Source organism: Rhizobium sp. NLR10b, assembly GCF_019685435.1.
Lineage (GTDB): Bacteria > Pseudomonadota > Alphaproteobacteria > Rhizobiales > Rhizobiaceae > Rhizobium.
Genome location: NZ_JABDWV010000013.1, coordinates 22,191 through 39,054, shown reverse-complemented (window position 1 = coordinate 39,054; position 16,864 = coordinate 22,191). Strand labels below are relative to the sequence as shown.

Sequence of the window (16,864 nt, the reverse complement as noted above, 5' to 3'; positions counted from 1 at the left end):
ACGCCGGGCTTTTTGTCTGCGCGGATCGTTTGATTTGAAACAAGAAAGGACCCGGCAGCGGAACTGTCGGGCCCTTTCTTGCAATTTGAGCGATCAGTCGTTGGCCGAAACCTTGACGCCGAGCACCTGCGGCAGCGTGTTCGGAGCGCCCATCGCGGCGCCGACGATCGTCGGGAACGGCACCGGCTTTTCAGGAGCGGCCTTCACCGTCAAGCTCTTGGGGTCGTCGAGGAAGGTGTTGACGGCGGCCGAAACGGCGTTCTGCAGTTCCGGGATATTGAGCTGCGCCAGCATGATCGGCGTCATCGCCTTCAGCGAATCCGCCATCTGCTTGCCTGACATGTTCTGCTGCGAACCGGCGTAATCGAGCGCCCGCTTGGTGATCGAGGCATCTTCGAAGCGCACGTGAGCGCCCTCGAAGGACAGCTGCTGCATCAGGCCGAGCATGGCAAGGCCGAGCGCCTGCTGCGACTGTTCCGTGTTCGGATTGGATTCCGATTCCTTCACCGCATCCTGCAGTGATTTCATGAAGGCCATCGTATAGCCGGAGATCTTGAAGCCGAGGTTGAGCTTGCCGATGTTCGTGAAGTCGAAGGCGATTTCCGAAACGTCGAACGTGCCGGGCCCGAGCTCCCAGGCGCCTTTCATGGTGATGTCGCCCTGGACGTGCTGCAGGGCGAGCTTCTCGATCGCATCCTTGCCCTGCGGATCTTCGGCCTTGGTGAGATCGGCCTTCATGCTTTTGAAGGCGCCGTCGAAATCGAAGCCGGATTCGTCCTCGCGCAGCGTCAGGTTCATGTCGCTTTGCAGTAGCGAGAACACTTCCGCGCCGTCCTTGACCACCTTCAGCGGGCCGGTATGGGCGGTTTCGTAGAGCATCATTGTGTCGAGGCTGTCGCCGCCGGCTGTCGCCGGAATGGAAATGCCGCCGAGCGTCAGCTCTTGTGCGGTCATGGTGACGCCGTCTTTCGTCGTGTTGATATCGGGGAAGGCGGCCTCTTCGATGTAATAGCCACCTTCCTCATCTTCCTCCACGCCGGACAGGGTGACTTCGCCGATGGCGAAGCTCTCGTTGCCGGCCGGTTTGATGCTGACTTTCTTCAAGGTCACGGTGGTGCCATTGATATCGACGCCGTCAGCCGAAATCGTTCCGCCCTGTGCGGCATAGGCGGCATTGAGCTTCTTCAGCAGATCATTGCCGTCGAGGGCCAAGGCCGAGCCGGCGAGCGAGAAAAAGGCTGCGCCCGACAGCATCAGCCGCGTTGTCCGATAAATGTTCATAAGGGTGATTCCTCTGGTGGCGTGTGGCGGTTTGGAAATCTGCAGTTACGCTACTACGGATTGGGGCCGCTTTATATTTGCGGACTTCTAAATTTCTGTTGAAGGGAACGGCAAACGAAGTCCAAATTGCGGCGGAACGTTTGTCTCATCCTTTGATGTCGCCCCCAAGACTTCATCCACAGCTGCAATAGGCCGGATTCCTTGCCCGCCGGCCACTTCTGGGCTAGTCAAGGCCCATGGGACAAGAGATTTTGCCGCCTTCCGGCGGAGACGACGACAACATCCAGCCGGTCGACCTCAAGGCGGCGCTCGAGCAGCGTTACCTTGCCTATGCGCTGTCGACCATCATGCACCGCGCGCTGCCTGACGTGCGCGACGGGCTGAAGCCTGTCCATCGCCGCATCGTCTACGCGATGAACGAGATGGGGCTGAGGCCCACTTCGGCCTTCAGAAAATGCGCCAAGATCGTCGGCGAAGTGATGGGTAACTACCATCCGCATGGCGACCAGTCGATCTACGACGCGCTTGCCCGTCTCGCCCAGGATTTCTCGCAGCGTTATACGCTGGTCAACGGCCAGGGCAATTTCGGCAATATAGACGGCGACAGCCCCGCCGCCATGCGTTACACCGAATCGAAGATGACGGCGGTCTCCGAACTGCTGCTCGAAGGCATCGATCAGGATGCGGTCGATTTCCGCGACACCTACGACGAATCGAATTCCGAGCCGGTCGTGCTTCCCGGCGCCTTCCCGAACCTGCTCGCCAACGGCTCCTCCGGCATCGCCGTCGGCATGGCGACCTCGATCCCGTCTCACAATGCGCATGAGCTTTGCGACGCCGCCCTGCATCTGATCAAGCATCCCGATGCGACCATCGAAAAGCTCGTCGAATTCATTCCCGGCCCGGATTTCCCCACAGGCGGCATTATCATCGACAGCCGCGACAGCATCATCGAGAGCTACCGCACCGGCCGCGGCGGTTTTCGCGTGCGGGCGAAATGGCAGACGGAGGATCTCGGTCGCGGCGGCTATCAGATCGTCATCACCGAAATTCCCTTTCAGGTGCAGAAATCGCGGCTGATCGAGAAGATCGCCGAGCTGCTGATCGCCCGCAAGCTGCCGCTGCTGGAAGACATCCGCGATGAATCGGCCGAGGACATTCGCATCGTCCTGGCGCCGAAGTCCCGCAGCGTCGATCCGACCATCCTGATGGAATCGATGTTCAAGCTGACGGAGCTCGAAAGCCGCTTTCCGCTCAACATGAACGTTCTGTCCATGGGGCGCATCCCCAAAGTCATGGCGCTGAACGAGGTGCTGAAGGAGTGGCTGGACCACCGTCGCGAAGTCCTGCAGCGCCGGTCGCGCTTCCGCCTGGCCGCAATCGACAAGCGTCTCGAGATCCTCGGCGGTCTGTTGATCGCCTACCTCAACATCGATGAGGTGATCCGGATCATTCGCGAGGAAGACGAGCCGAAGCCGGTCATGATGGCGCGATGGGATCTGACCGACAATCAGGTCGAAGCGATCCTCAACATGCGGCTGCGCGCCCTGCGCAAACTGGAAGAATTCGAGATCCGCAAGGAGTTTGACGAACTCACCAAGGAAAAGAGCGAGATCGAGGCGCTGCTTGCCTCGGACGACAAGCAGTGGCAGACGGTTGCCTGGGAAATCGGCGAGGTGAAGAAGAAATTCGCCAAGGCGACCGAGGTCGGCCGCCGCCGCACCCAGTTCGCCGACGCGCCTGAGGCCGATGAAGAGGCGATCCAGCAGGCGATGATCGAGAAGGAGCCGATCACGGTCGTCATATCCGAAAAGGGCTGGATCCGCGCCCTGAAGGGCCACATCGCCGACACCGCGACGCTGACCTTCAAGGAAGGGGACGGCTTGAAGGTGGCCTTCCCGGCGCAGACGACGGACAAGATCCTGATCGTCACGACAGGCGGCAAGGCCTTCACGCTCGGTGGTGACAAGCTGCCGGGCGGACGCGGCCACGGCGAGCCGTTGCGTATCATGGTCGACATGGATAACGACCAGGCGGTGCTGACCGCCTTCGTCCACGATTCCGCGCGCAAGCAACTGATCGTGTCGACGGCGGGCAACGGTTTCGTCGTTCCAGAGGCGGAGCTGGTCGCCAATACGCGCAAAGGCAAGCAGATCATGAATGTCGCGCTGCCGGAGGAAACGCAGCTGCTGGTGCCGGTTAGCGGCGATCATGTTGCCGTCGTCGGCGAGAACCGCAAGCTGCTGGTCTTCCCGCTCGCGCAGGTGCCGGAAATGTCGCGCGGCAAGGGCGTGCGCCTGCAGCGCTACAAGGATGGCGGCATTTCCGATGTCCGCTGCTTCGCAATATCAGACGGCCTCGTCTGGGAAGACAGCGCCGGCCGCACCTTCACGAAGAACAAGGACGAACTGGCCGAATGGCTGGGCGATCGCGCTAGCGCCGGCCGCACCGTGCCGAAGGGCTTCCCGCGCAGCGGCAAATTCGCCGGCTGAGGCTTTACGGCGCCGCGCACCTGTCCAGGCGCGCAAAGGACCGTCGTAACGCCTTGGTTTTCTGTCGAATTAAATTCCGCGCTCGGCTCTTGGCGGGCGTGGGAACTTCTCTATCTCATTGCTGTTATCAAAATAAGAGAAGGCCGGTTGCGTGGGCGGACGGAGCGGCTGTGGTCCGTTGCGCCTCGAGAAGGCGCCCGTGCCCCTACCGGAGGAAAATCGATGCCCGCCAGCACCATCAAATTGCATGTCAGCCAGACCTACAAGGCCCCGCCCGCTGTGGTCTACGACGCCTGGCTCAACCCCGAAATTGCCCGCCGCTTCCTGTTTGCGACCGATGATGGACATGTCATCCGTGCCGACATCGACCCGCGTGTCGGCGGCCGTTTCTTCGTCGTTGACCGCCGCCCGACCGGCGACGCCTTTCATCAGGGCGTCTTTCTGGAATTGAAGCGCCCGCAACGCATGGTCTTCAGCTTTTCCGTCGAGGAGCACGACCACAATTGCGATCGCGTCGAAATCGACATCGAGCCTCTCGGCGGCGGCAGCCGCCTTACATTGACCCACGAAATGTGCGCCGAATGGGCCGCACACGAGGAGAAAACGCGGCAAGGCTGGGCGCATGTCGTCGAAGCCCTCGGCCGGGAACTGGATCAGCAGCAGTTGAAGGCTACCGGTTGAGCGGCACGCTGAAGTCCCAAGGGAAGCGCGTCGCTCCTTCATCGTTGTATGACATGGGGCCAGGCAAGCGACAACGTCACATCATGAGACTTGCCTGACGCTCTTGCGTCGCGCCATCCAGAGGGAATGCACGGCGATTGTCGCCGTCAGGATGCCGCCGCCGACGAGTGTCATGGTCGCGGGCGTTTCGGCAAAGATCAGCCAGACCCAGATCGGCGCCAGCACCGTTTCCAAGAGATAGAACATGCCGACTTCAGCCGCGGACAGATAACGTGGTCCTGTCGCCAGGCACCAGAAGGCGACCGGCATCACGATGGCGCCGTTGAAGAGGATCCAGCCGGGATGGACGATGGCAAGCCCTGAGGGCAGAGCCTGCGTGAGGCCGAGTACAGCCGGCAGGATGGCGGCAAGCAGCGGCACGAAGCCCATTTGCCGGCGAGAGGCACGCCCGACCGTAATGGCTGCGGCAAGAATGAGCGCGCTGAGAAGCGCCATGGCGTCGCCAAAAACATGGCCGCTGGAAAGTCCTTCGCTCACGATCAATCCGACGCCTGATATCATGAACAGCATCGCGACCAGCGTTGCGGCCGGAGGCTTCTCCTTGAGGAAAATCCAGGAAAGAAGAGCTCCGAACATCGGGTTGAAGGCGACGATGAAGACGACATTGGCTGTGGCCGTATTGAAGACGGCCAGCACGAAGGTGAGGGAAGAGAGACCGTAGAGCAGACCGGCGAGCAAACCGGGTCGCCCCGGAACGAGAACCGGCCACTTGCCCGAAACCAGGCGCATTGCTCCTAATATGACGAGCGTGGCGACGACCGTTGCTGCGCTCCGCATTCCGAGAATCGACCAGATGTCACCGTCGCCAAGGCGGACGAGCGGGATATCCATGGAAAGCGCCAGCCCGCCGATCGCCGTCAGCAGCAGGCCCTTCCGATGATTGGAAAGAGCGGTGGGGAGCATTTAGAGCCTTTGCTGGTCAGCTTGAAGCATTCTGCCGGAGCAGGTTTTCGTCAGGGCAGAAGCGATTGGCGACGGGCATACCCCCAAGTACGTCCGAGCCGATCGCCTCTGCCCTGGCTAGAGATGCCCGGCCCACCGGCCGCACCGCTTCGCCGTGGCGAAGCGATAAGTGCATCCGGCGATTTTTTAGTCTTGCAGATTTGCCTGGCAAATCTGGGGGAGGGTTGGCTGAAACGGGCCGCCTGCTCGACCGGCCGGCTTGGCCGTAGATCTGGGCTACTACGCGCGCCGGCCGGTCGACCATCCGACTCCGTTTGAGCCAACAGAATGCTCCAAGCTGACCGGGAAAGGCTCTAATCGTGGGTGCTTTCGGGCATGGAGGAGGGGTCGAAACGCTCCCAGCCGCGCGGAGTGAGATGCTCCTGCGGCTGGAAACGGGTCTTATAGTCCATTTTTCGTGAACCCTGAACCCAGTAGCCGAGGTAGACATGCGGCAGGCCAAGCGCTTTCGTGCGCCTGACATGGTCGAGAATCATGAATGTGCCGAGCGAACGCCGCTCGAGCGCCGGATTGAAATAGGAATAGACCATCGACAGCCCGTCGCTCATCGTGTCGGTGAGTGCGGCGGCAAGCAGTTCGCCCTTCGGCCGCTCCTCCAGCCCGGAGCCTTCCTCGCGCCGGCGGTATTCGATGATTCGCGTGTTCACATGCGTGTCTTCCACCATGATCGCATAATCGAGCACGGTCATGTCGGACATGCCGCCCTGCTGGTGGCGGAAATCGAGATAGCGCCGGAAGAGTGAATATTGCTCGCTGGAAGGCTGGGCTGCGAATTCGGTAGCGATGACGTCGGAATTGGCGGCAAGCACCCGTTTCATCGATTTCGTCGGTTCGAATTCCTGGGCGAGAATCCGCACGGAAACGCAGGCGCGACAGGATTCGCAGGCCGGGCGGTAAGCGATGTTCTGCGAGCGGCGGAACCCGCCCTGGGTGAGGATGTCGTTCATCTCGGCGGCCCGCGGGCCGACCAGATGGGTGAAGACCTTGCGCTCCATCTCATGCGGCAGATACGGACACGCAGCCGGAGCCGTCAGATAAAACTGCGGGGATGGCGTCGTCTGCGTATTCATTTGTCGCGGAAGTTTCCTTGTCGAGACAGTGCCGATTTCTGACAGCATGACCTAAGAATAGAAAACGTCAACAGCGCGGCGGTCTCCGCCCTTCATTTCAGTCTTCTAATCTTGGATATGGAGCATCGTGATCCCCGGTACAGGGAAGGCGGAGAGTTTTTTCGTCTCCGCCACCAGGTCCCAGGCAGCAGGATCTCAGGCAGTGCGCACTGTCACCGTGCCGACCAGTAGGTCGTGGATGAGACGGCTGCGCTCGATAAACAGGCCGGCAAGCAGGATGAGCGGCGTCAGCACCGAGTTCAGGATCCAGAACAGCGCCAGATGCACGATCGCCGTCAGGAAATCCATCGGCCGTCCATCGACGCGCACGATCGCAATCCCCATTGCCCGCATGCCGAGCGAAGCCTGGCTCGGTCCGCCGACGGTCAGGCCGAAGTAAAGGCCGGCGACGATGACGAAGAGGGCAGGGTAGAGGAAGAAGCCGAGGCCGAGCGTGACGATCGAAAGGAAGAACAGAACGATCGCCGCGGGAATGCACAGCAGCGCCACGATGAGGTAATCGAGCATGAAGGCAAACACACGGCGGCTCAACACGCCGCTATAGGCGCGCCAGTCCTCCGGTGCGGCATAAAGCGGATTGGGGTTGTAGCTCATCTCGATCTCCTCTCGCAAAAGCGACGCCGCTGATATGGTGTCGGCGGGGCGAAATACAATCATTCGCCCCGAAATCACCTCTTTGCGAGAATTTTCGCCACCTCGACCGCGAAATAGGTGAGGATGCCGTCGCATCCCGCCCGCTTGAACGACAGCAGCGTTTCGAGCATCGCCCGCTCGCCGTCGATCCAGCCGTTCATCGCTGCCGCCTTGATCTGCGTATACTCACCGGAAACCTGGTAGGCGAAGGTCGGCAGGCCGAAGGCCTCCTTCATCCGCCAGCAGATGTCGAGATAAGGCAGGCCGGGCTTGACCATCAGCATGTCGGCGCCTTCCTCGACGTCGAGGGCGGCGTCGCGGATCGCCTCGGTGCCGTTGGCCGGGTCGATATAATAGGTCTTCTTGTCGCCTATCAGCAGGCCGCCTGTCGAGATCGCCTCGCGATAGGGGCCGTAGAAGGCAGAGGCGAATTTCGTTGCATAGCTCATGATGCCGACGCTCTGGTGGCCGGCGGCATCGAGCGCCATGCGGATGGCGCCGATGCGCCCGTCCATCATCTCCGACGGCGCGATGATGTCGGCGCCAGCATCGGCCTGCATCACGGCAGCGCGCGCCACCTGATCGACCGTCTCGTCGTTGACGATCTCGCCGTCTCTCAGAATGCCGTCATGGCCATGGCTGGTGAAGGGGTCGAGCGCGATGTCGGTGATGACACCGATCTCCGGCACCGCCTTCTTGATCGCCGCCGTGGCCTTATTGATCAGATTGTTGGCCTCGAGGCTGTTCGAGCCTGTCTCGTCACGTAGCTCCATCTCGATATTGGGAAAGGTCGCCAGCGCCGGAATGCCGAGATCGGCCGCTTCGCGGGCGGCCTCGACGGCCTTGTCGATGCTCATGCGGTTGACGCCGGGCATGGCCGGGATCGGATCGATGATGCCGGAACCCGGCACGATGAAGATCGGCCAGATCAGGTCGTCGACCGTCAGCCGGTTCTCCTGCACCAGCCGGCGCGTCCAGTCCGCCTTGCGGTTGCGCCGCATGCGGCGATGGCCGGTGATGTCGTCGACGAGATGCGTCTTATCTTGCATGATATCTGTCCCTGGCCCATTCCATTTATCGGAGCGCTCATTATCATGGCGCCCGGAAAATCCAAACCGGACGATTGGCCGCGGCGGAAAAACTGCTTGTAACGATCCGATCCCGAACCGATGTTTGCGCCATGGAAACCGAATCCCCGACACTACCGAAACGCACGCTGGCGGATCTTCTCTTCATCCTCCTCCTGAGGCTGGTGGCCGTATCCTGCTTCTGGTTCGGTCTCCAATATTGGGCGATGCTCGTCGGCTATTCCTTGGTCGGCGCCGGCCGCTTCGATCTTTTGAACCTGCCGTGGAAGGTGGCGAGCACCAGCCTTGCCGTGCTTTTCCCCGTCGCCTCCCTCGGCCTCTGGCTTACCGTCTCCTGGGGGCCGGTTATCTGGGTGCTGGCAGCAGGCGGGCAGATCCTGATGTATGGCCTGCTGCCTGATATCTTCGGACCCAACAAGCTGATCATTCTGCTGCATCTCATGGTCGCCGCGGTCTACTGCATATTCCGCCTGTTGCTCTGGCTGGAAAAGCGCCGGCACCGCCGCCAGGTAAGTGTTGATTTACCCTGAGACAACGTGGAGTTTCCGGTAAGGCTCCATTAAGCCTGCGGTTTAAGTCGAATTTTATATGTATTCGATAGGGTCTCACTCAAGGCGGGAAGAAAACGACACCGCCAAACAAACAGTGAGGCAGTCAATATGAACACGAAAATCAAGCCGCAGGCGGTATCCAACTTCCGTGACCAGCAGGATCAGGGCATCCGTGATCTTTACATGGAATCCCTTCATCTGGTCGAACGTCTTCATCGCCGTCTTCTCGACGTCATCAAGGACGAGTTCGACCGCCAGGGTCGCAGCGACGTCAACGCCATCCAGGCGCTGCTCCTTTTCAACATCGGCAATTCCGAGCTGACCGCCGGCGAGCTGCGCTCCCGTGGCTACTATCTCGGCTCCAATGTTTCCTACAACGTGAAGAAGCTGGTCGACCTCGGCTTCATCAACCACCAGCGCTCCCGCATCGACCGCCGCTCGGTCCGCATCAGCCTGACCGACACCGGCCAGGACATCGCCGAAACGGTCGCCAAGCTCTACGAACGCCACATCGCCTCGATCGACAAGGTCGGCGGCATCGGCACCGACGAGTTCACCCAGATGAACAAGCTGCTCCAGCGGCTCGACCGCTTCTGGAACGACTCGATCATGTATCGCCTCTAAGACCCTCGACCTCCTTTCAGGGTTGAAGAAAACCGGATGCGTTCCCTGCGCGTCCGGTTTTGCCGTTTGCGCCCGCGTGGCATCTTTGCAACGCATGGCAGGCAAGCGTAAGGGCCGGTATTCAAGCCGTTTTTTAGCCGTTATTAACCGGCACGATTTACCTCGTCACATGGTTCGTTGCGTGATGACTCGGCCATCGGCAGCGATCTGCGGTCCCGGCAACACGAATTGGCCATATTGGTGTGGCAGCGGAAGGTTAGCAACCGGCGCTTTCAATGGACCAGGAACGTTCAGGCTTCCGCATCGCAGTCTTGTGATGCGGGGCAGGATTTTCCGATGTGCCGGGAGAACGAATGGATAGGGATCTGCGTTACGGCGCAGTGATATCGCAAAGCGCCGCGCTTCCTTGCATGCGGCATTCAGTGGTTGGGACTATGTCGAAGAAAAACGGAAATGAAGCTCTCTCGCGCCGCGCTTTCCTTGCGTCCGCGGCAACGATTGGCGCCAGCGCTATGGCCGCGCCGGCATTGGCGCAGTCGGCGCTCGATACGCTGATCAACGCGCCGCGCCGCGGCAACTGGGACGACCAGTTCGATGCCAAGGCGGCTTCGCGCACGGCGACCGCCGTCGTTTCCAATACGCCGATCCTCGGTCCCCAATCGGTCGCGAGCGCACAGCAGGCGATCATGCAGTATCAGCAGATTGCGGCAGCCGGCGGCTGGCCGGAAGTCAATCCCGGTGATCAGCGCCTGCAGCTCGGCGTTTCCTCTCCCGCCGTCCAGGCGCTGCGCCAGCGCCTTGCGATCACCGGCGACCTGCCGCGCGAGGCAGGCATGTCGAACGCCTTCGATTCCTATGTCGACGGCGCCGTCAAGCGCTTCCAGGCGCGTCACGGCCTGCCGTCCGACGGCGTTCTCGGCGAGTTCACGCTGAAGGCGATGAACATTCCGGCCGATGTCCGCCTGCAGCAGTTGAACACCAATCTGGTCCGCCTGCAGACCTTCCCGGAAGATCTTGGCCGCCGCCACCTAATGGTCAACATTCCGGCCGCCTATGTCGAGGCCGTCGAAGACGGCAGCGTTGCGACGCGCCACACCGCGGTCGTCGGCCGTCTGAGCCGACCGACGCATCTCGTCAACTCGAAGATCTACGAAGTCATCCTCAACCCCTACTGGACCGCGCCGCGCTCGATCGTCGAAAAGGACATCATGCCGCTGATGCGCAAGGATCCGACATATCTCGAAAAGAACGCGATCCGCCTGATCGACGGCAAGGGCAATGAGGTTTCTCCGGAGACTGTCGATTGGAACGGCGAGGCGCCGAACCTGATGTTTCGCCAGGACCCGGGCAAGATCAACGCCATGGCGTCGACGAAGATCAACTTCTACAACAAGAACGGCGAGTACATGCACGACACGCCGCAGCAGGGCCTGTTCAACAAGCTCATGCGTTTCGAATCGTCGGGCTGCGTCCGCGTTCAGAACGTGCGCGACCTGTCGACCTGGTTGCTGCGCGAGACGCCGGGCTGGAACCGCCAGCAGATGGAACAGGTGATCGCAAGCGGCGTCAACACGCCGATCAAGCTCGCCACCGAAGTTCCGGTCTATTTCGTCTACATCTCCGCCTGGGGCATGCCCGACGGCATCGTCCAGTTTCGCGACGACATCTATCAGATGGACGGCAATGCCGAGCTCGCACTCGACACCACGGCCGGCATGGAACAGCCGGTTCAGTAAGCGGCGACCTCAGCATCGTGATTTTGAGAACCGCGCCTCGAGGGCGCGGTTTTTTATGCCGGGCAGGGCGCTGCGTCATGCGGCCGCCATTCATCGGCGCCGCGCTGTCGCAAAATGGCCGGAGCGCGCGCTTTGCTCAGCAAATGTCGTTCTTCGTATTGCCCTTGCCACGGCGGAAGGCTAATACCTCAGCGCATTCCAGTTGAGGAGCCCGCCCATGACCAATGCTTCCACCGAATCCTTCTTCAATCGCTCGCTTGCGGACGTTGATCCGGAAATTTTCGGCGCGATCGGAAAGGAACTCGGTCGCCAACGGCACGAGATCGAACTGATCGCTTCCGAGAACATCGTCTCCCGCGCCGTGCTGGAAGCCCAGGGCTCCATCATGACCAACAAATATGCCGAGGGTTATCCGGGCAAGCGTTATTACGGCGGCTGCCAGTTCGTCGATATCGCCGAGGAACTGGCGATCGAGCGCGCCAAGAAGCTGTTCGGCGTCAATTTCGCCAACGTCCAGCCGAATTCCGGCTCGCAGATGAACCAAGCCGTGTTCCTGGCGCTGCTGCAGCCCGGTGACACCTTCATGGGTCTCGACCTGAATTCGGGCGGCCACCTGACGCATGGTTCGCCGGTCAACATGTCGGGCAAGTGGTTCAACGTCGTTTCCTACGGCGTGCGCGAAGGCGACAACCTGCTCGATATGGATGAAGTCGCCCGCAAAGCCGAAGAGCACAAGCCGAAGCTGATCATCGCCGGCGGCACCGCCTATTCCCGCATCTGGGACTGGAAGCGCTTCCGCGAGATCGCCGACAGCGTCGGCGCCTATCTGATGGTCGACATGGCTCACATCGCCGGCCTCGTCGCCGGTGGCCAGCATCCGTCGCCGTTCCCGCATTGCCATGTCGCGACGACGACGACGCATAAGTCGCTGCGCGGCCCGCGCGGCGGCGTCATCCTCACCAATGAAGAGGATCTCGCCAAGAAGTTCAATTCGGCTGTCTTCCCGGGCCTGCAGGGTGGTCCGTTGATGCACATCATCGCTGCCAAGGCCGTCGCCTTCGGCGAGGCGCTGCAGCCGGAATTCAAGGATTACGCCGCTCAGATCGTCAAGAACGCCCGGGCGCTGGCCGAGACGCTGATCGCAGGCGGCCTCGACGTCGTCTCCGGCGGCACCGACAACCACCTGATGCTCGTTGACCTGCGCAAGAAGAACGCCACCGGCAAGCGCGCCGAGGCAGCTCTCGGCCGCGCCTATATCACCTGCAACAAGAACGGCATTCCCTTCGACCCGGAAAAGCCCTTCGTCACGTCAGGCGTGCGTTTGGGCGCACCGGCCGGCACGACGCGCGGCTTCAAGGAAGCCGAATTCCGCGAGATCGGCAATTTGATCGTCGAGGTTCTCGACGGCCTGAAGGTCGCCAATTCCGATGACGGCAACGCCGCCGTTGAAGCCGCCGTGCGCGGCAAGGTGGTCAACCTCACAGACCGCTTCCCCATGTATGGCTACATGGGGTAAGGAGTAGCGATGCGCTGCCCCTATTGCGGTTCGGAAGATACCCAGGTCAAGGATTCGCGTCCGGCGGAGGACAACACGTCCATCCGCCGGCGGCGTATCTGTCCGGATTGCGGCGGCCGCTTCACCACCTTCGAGCGCGTCCAGCTGCGCGAGCTGATGGTCATCAAGAAGACTGGCCGCAAGGTGCCCTTCGATCGTGACAAACTGGTGCGCTCCTTCGAAGTGGCGCTCCGCAAACGCCCCGTCGAGCGGGATCGCATCGAGCGCGCCGTTTCCGGCATCGTCCGCCGGCTTGAGAGTTCCGGCGAGACGGAAATCTCCTCCGAGCAAATCGGCTTGCAGGTGCTGGAAGCCATGAAGAGCCTCGACGATGTCGGCTTCGTGCGTTACGCCTCGGTCTACCGGGATTTCTCGCTTGCCGAGGATTTCGAGAAGGTCATTTCCGAAATCAACGCCAAGATCGCCCGCGACCCGCTGGACAGATGAGCCATGAGAGTCTCGGCGGAGGACGAAGGTTTCATGGCGGCGGCGATCCGCCTATCGCGCCGGCATCTCGGCCGTACCGCCACCAACCCTTCCGTCGGCTGCCTGATCGTTCGTGACGGCGTCGTCGTCGGCAGTGCGGTCACGGCTCTCGGCGGCCGCCCGCACGCCGAGCCGCAGGCGCTCGCCGAAGCCGGCGAACTCGCCCGTGGCGCCACCGCTTATGTGACGCTCGAACCCTGCTCGCACCACGGTAAGACGCCACCTTGCGCAGAGGCGCTGATCGCCTATGGCATTGCCCGCGTTGTCGTCAGCGTCACCGATCCTGACCCGCGCGTCTCGGGCCGCGGCATCGCGATGCTGCGCAACGCCGGCATCGAGGTGACGCCAGGCGTGCTGGAAACAGAGGGCCGGCGCTCGCTGGCCGGCTATCTCACCCGCCAAACGAAGAACCGCCCCTATGTGACTCTCAAGCTTGCCGTTTCCGCCGATGGCATGATCGGCCGTGAGGGGAAGGGCCAAGTGGCGATCACAGGTCCGGAGGCCCGCGCTGAGGTTCAGACGCTGCGCGCCGAAACCGACGCGATCCTCGTCGGCATCGGCACCGCGATAGCAGATGACCCGCTTTTGACGGTGCGCACGCCAGGCCTCGAAGCACAGTCGCCGATCCGCATCGTCCTTGATCCCGCGCTGGCATTGCCGTTGACGAGCAAGCTGGTTCAGACGGCGCGGGACGTGCCGGTGATTGTGGTGGCGAGGGAAGAGGTTTCGCCGTTGGGGGCGGATGCTGGGGCGCCGACCACTGACCCCGCCGACATGGACTCCCGCCGCACCGCGCTCGAAGCCGCCGGCGTCGAAATTGTCTACTGCAATCCTTATCACCCCGAGGTCCTGCTCCCGGCGCTTGCGACGCGGGGCATTTCTTCGCTTCTGGTCGAAGGCGGCGCAAAGACGGCGCGGCTATTCCTCGAAGCCGGTCTTGTCGACCACATCCAGCTCTATCAGGCGCCTGTCGCCCTCGGTGGGGGCGGTATTGAATCCCCGTTGCAGGCAACCGACATACCATCCGGTTTCATGCATATGAGCACGCGAATCTTTGGCGACGATCGCCTGGACGAATATGAAAGAGGGCTTTGATGTTCACCGGAATAGTCACCGATGTCGGTATAGTAGAATCCGTTTCCCCCCTGAAGGAGGGCATCAAGCTGCGCGTCGCGACCGCTTATGATCCCTCCACCATCGATATGGGTGCATCCATCTCCCATTCCGGCATCTGCCTGACCGTGACCGGCCTGCCTGATGAAGGCAGCAATGGCCGCTGGTTCGAGGTGGAAGCTTGGGAAGAAGCGCTGCGGCTGACGACGATCGGCACCTGGCAAGAAGGAAGCCGCATCAATCTCGAGCGGTCGTTGAAGATCGGCGACGAGCTCGGCGGCCACATCGTTTCCGGCCATGTCGACGGCAAGGCGGAAATCCTCTCGGTGACATCGGAGGGTGACGCCACCCGCTATCGCCTGCGTGCGCCCGAACATCTGGCGAAATTCGTCGCCCCCAAGGGATCGATCGCACTGGACGGCACTTCGCTGACCGTCAATGCTGTCGACGGCACCGATTTCGATGTCCTGCTCATCCGCCACACGCTCGACGTCACCACCTGGGGTGAGCGCAAGGCCGGCGATTTTGTCAATTTCGAAGTCGACACCATGGCGCGTTACGCTGCCCGGCTGGCGGAATTTCCGAGTGCGCGAGAAGCCGGAAACGTCTGATCCATACGGACGAACGCATAACTGCGAAAATCGCGGTCGATTTTGCAGTTATGCGGGTTGAAAGGGACAGCGCGTCTGGTCGGCCAGACAGTTCACCAATCCGGGGACAGCTTCCGCAGGTACTGGCCGTAGGCACTCTTGCCGAGCTTCTCCGCGAGCTTGGCGAGTTCGGCCTGCGAGATGTAACCCATGCGCCAGGCGACTTCCTCGGGACACGCGATCTTGAAGCCCTGGCGTTTCTCCAGGGTGCTGACGAAACCCGCGGCATCGTGCAGGCTGTCCGGCGTGCCGGTGTCGAGCCAGGCATAGCCCCGGCCCATCAACTCCACGAATAGCTGGCCGCGCTCGAGATAGGTGCGGTTGACGTCGGTGATTTCCAATTCACCGCGCGGTGACGGCTTCAGGTTGGCGGCGATATCGACCACCTGCTGATCGTAGAAATAGAGGCCGGTCACCGCCCAGTTCGATTTTGGCTCCTTCGGCTTCTCCTCGATCGACAGCGCATTCATCTTTTCGTCGAAGCCGACGACGCCATAGCGTTCCGGATCGGTGACATGATAGGCGAAAACTGTCGCGCCTTCGCGACGACTCGTGCCAGATTTCATGATTTCCGGCAAGCCGTGCCCGTAGAAGATGTTGTCGCCGAGAACGAGTGCCGAGCTGTCGCCGTGCACGAAGTCGGCGCCGATGATGAACGCCTGGGCGAGGCCGTCCGGGCTCGGCTGTACGGCATAGTTCAGCGAAATTCCCCATTGCGAGCCGTCGCCGAGAAGGCGCTTGAAGGCTTCGACGTCGTGAGGCGTGGTGATGATCAGCAACTCCCTGATGCCGGCGAGCATAAGCGTCGTCAGCGGATAGTAGATCATCGGCTTGTCGTAGACCGGCATCAACTGTTTCGAGACGGCCTCTGTGATCGGATGCAGACGTGTGCCTGTGCCGCCGGCGAGGATAATTCCCTTCATGCCAATCTCCTTAAAGACCTTTATTCAAAAGGTCTTGCATGACCACCATCATGGACTGCTTCCACTCCGGGAGTCGGATTCCATATGTTCTGGCGAGCTTGTCGCCGCTGAGACGCGAATTGGCGGGACGCATCGCCGCCGTCGGATAATCCGCCGTCGGGATGCGTTCGACCTCGACCTTTTTGCCGCCGGATTTATGAAGCTCCGCGAATATCTCTTCGGCGAAGTCCGCCCAGCTAGCTTCGCCGCTGCCGGTCAGGTGAAAGGTGCCGCGGAGCGATGGCGCAGGATCCGCTACGATGCGGGTTGCGATCGCAAGAACCGCGTCGGCGATGTCGAGTGCCGAGGTCGGGCATCCTGTCTGATCGGCGACAACGCGAAGATGATCGCGCGTCTCGGAAAGCCGCAGCATCGTTTTCAGGAAATTGGTGCCAAAGGGCGAATAGACCCAGGCAGTGCGCAAGATGACGTGGTTCGGGTTCACCGCCGCGACGGCCTTCTCGCCCGCGAGTTTCGAACGCCCATAGACGGAGATCGGCGCCGTAGCATCCTCTTCGGAATATGCGGTGGCCTTGTCGCCGCTGAAGACGTAGTCCGTCGAAATGTGGATCACCGGGACCTCGATCCGCGCGGCAGCCTCGGCAACCGCCCCGGCGCCGGTCGCGTTGACTGAGAAAGCAAGCTCGGCTTCGCTCTCGGCCTTGTCGACCGCCGTATAGGCGGCGGCCGAGACGATCAGATCTGGGCGCAGAGCCGAGAAGGCGGCCGCAATGCTTGTGGGATTCGCGAGGTCCATTTCCGGGCGCCCGACCGCACTGATGTCGACGTCCGTTTCGGCGCCACGTCTGAGCAGCGACTGAACGAGCTGGCCCTGTTTGCCGGTGACGGCAATGCGCAT

The 16,864-nt window shown here is 61.5% G+C and carries 16 protein-coding genes; 9 read left to right on the top strand and 7 right to left on the bottom strand.

The annotated features are described in order from the left end of the window. Positions 1 to 93: 93 nt before the first annotated feature. A complete protein-coding gene (locus HJB91_RS21100) occupies positions 94 to 1,281 on the bottom strand; it encodes a hypothetical protein (RefSeq protein ID WP_210628376.1) in 1,188 nt (395 codons plus the stop codon). Between the two features lie 236 nt (positions 1,282 to 1,517). Between HJB91_RS21100 and parC the strand changes: the two genes are divergently transcribed. Continuing rightward, positions 1,518 to 3,773, top strand: a complete 2,256-nt coding sequence (parC, locus tag HJB91_RS21095; protein WP_210628375.1) for a DNA topoisomerase IV subunit A — start codon at positions 1,518 to 1,520, stop codon at positions 3,771 to 3,773. Positions 3,774 to 3,995: 222 nt separating this feature from the next. Next, positions 3,996 to 4,454, top strand: a complete 459-nt coding sequence (locus tag HJB91_RS21090; protein WP_221155845.1) for an SRPBCC domain-containing protein — start codon at positions 3,996 to 3,998, stop codon at positions 4,452 to 4,454. An 81-nt stretch (positions 4,455 to 4,535) separates the two neighbouring features. Here the strand turns inward: HJB91_RS21090 and HJB91_RS21085 are convergent, their stop codons facing one another. The 4 genes from HJB91_RS21085 to hemB all read right to left on the bottom strand — a co-directional run bounded on the left by HJB91_RS21085 (position 4,536) and on the right by hemB (position 8,289). Further along, positions 4,536 to 5,417 carry a DMT family transporter gene (locus HJB91_RS21085; RefSeq protein WP_221147288.1) on the bottom strand — a complete coding sequence of 294 codons (882 nt, stop codon included), beginning with the start codon at positions 5,415 to 5,417 and terminating at the stop codon, positions 4,536 to 4,538. A 353-nt stretch (positions 5,418 to 5,770) separates the two neighbouring features. After that, complete coding sequence (locus HJB91_RS21080) at positions 5,771 to 6,547, bottom strand: arginyltransferase (protein ID WP_011424835.1); 777 nt, start codon at positions 6,545 to 6,547, stop codon at positions 5,771 to 5,773. Positions 6,548 to 6,742: 195 nt separating this feature from the next. Then, entirely contained in the window at positions 6,743 to 7,201 is a 459-nt protein-coding gene (locus HJB91_RS21075) for an RDD family protein (RefSeq protein ID WP_221147287.1), read from the bottom strand. Between the two features lie 74 nt (positions 7,202 to 7,275). Further along, positions 7,276 to 8,289: a porphobilinogen synthase gene (gene hemB, locus HJB91_RS21070; protein WP_221147286.1), complete on the bottom strand. Its 1,014-nt coding sequence runs from the start codon at positions 8,287 to 8,289 to the stop codon at positions 7,276 to 7,278. 131 nt (positions 8,290 to 8,420) lie between these two features. Here hemB and HJB91_RS21065 point away from each other — a divergent pair, with 131 nt between their 5' ends. The 7 genes from HJB91_RS21065 (at position 8,421) to HJB91_RS21035 (ending at position 15,004) form a co-directional block, all read left to right on the top strand. Continuing rightward, complete coding sequence (locus tag HJB91_RS21065; RefSeq protein WP_210628371.1) at positions 8,421 to 8,858, top strand: DUF6163 family protein; 438 nt, start codon at positions 8,421 to 8,423, stop codon at positions 8,856 to 8,858. Positions 8,859 to 8,987: 129 nt separating this feature from the next. Next, positions 8,988 to 9,503: a transcriptional regulator LdtR gene (gene ldtR, locus HJB91_RS21060; RefSeq protein ID WP_210628370.1), complete on the top strand. Its 516-nt coding sequence runs from the start codon at positions 8,988 to 8,990 to the stop codon at positions 9,501 to 9,503. Between the two features lie 434 nt (positions 9,504 to 9,937). Further along, the gene (locus tag HJB91_RS21055) at positions 9,938 to 11,239 is read left to right on the top strand and encodes a murein L,D-transpeptidase (protein ID WP_210628369.1); all 1,302 of its coding nucleotides are present in this window, start codon (positions 9,938 to 9,940) and stop codon (positions 11,237 to 11,239) included. Between the two features lie 217 nt (positions 11,240 to 11,456). Beyond that, the gene (gene glyA, locus HJB91_RS21050) at positions 11,457 to 12,755 is read left to right on the top strand and encodes a serine hydroxymethyltransferase (RefSeq protein ID WP_210628368.1); all 1,299 of its coding nucleotides are present in this window, start codon (positions 11,457 to 11,459) and stop codon (positions 12,753 to 12,755) included. A gap of 9 nt (positions 12,756 to 12,764) precedes the next feature. Beyond that, a complete protein-coding gene (nrdR, locus tag HJB91_RS21045; RefSeq protein ID WP_003547190.1) occupies positions 12,765 to 13,241 on the top strand; it encodes a transcriptional regulator NrdR in 477 nt (158 codons plus the stop codon). Positions 13,242 to 13,244: 3 nt separating this feature from the next. Next, positions 13,245 to 14,375 (top strand): bifunctional diaminohydroxyphosphoribosylaminopyrimidine deaminase/5-amino-6-(5-phosphoribosylamino)uracil reductase RibD, encoded by a 1,131-nt coding sequence (gene ribD, locus HJB91_RS21040; protein ID WP_210628367.1) that lies wholly within the window; start codon positions 13,245 to 13,247, stop codon positions 14,373 to 14,375. Further along, positions 14,375 to 15,004 (top strand): riboflavin synthase, encoded by a 630-nt coding sequence (locus tag HJB91_RS21035; RefSeq protein ID WP_210628366.1) that lies wholly within the window; start codon positions 14,375 to 14,377, stop codon positions 15,002 to 15,004. The genes ribD and HJB91_RS21035 overlap by 1 nt, the downstream gene beginning before the upstream one ends. Positions 15,005 to 15,096: 92 nt before the next feature. Here the strand turns inward: HJB91_RS21035 and rfbA are convergent, their stop codons facing one another. Next, positions 15,097 to 15,966, bottom strand: coding sequence for a glucose-1-phosphate thymidylyltransferase RfbA (gene rfbA / locus HJB91_RS21030; protein WP_210628365.1), 870 nt, complete (start codon positions 15,964 to 15,966; stop codon positions 15,097 to 15,099). A 10-nt stretch (positions 15,967 to 15,976) separates the two neighbouring features. Continuing rightward, a complete protein-coding gene (gene rfbD, locus HJB91_RS21025; RefSeq protein ID WP_210628364.1) occupies positions 15,977 to 16,864 on the bottom strand; it encodes a dTDP-4-dehydrorhamnose reductase in 888 nt (295 codons plus the stop codon).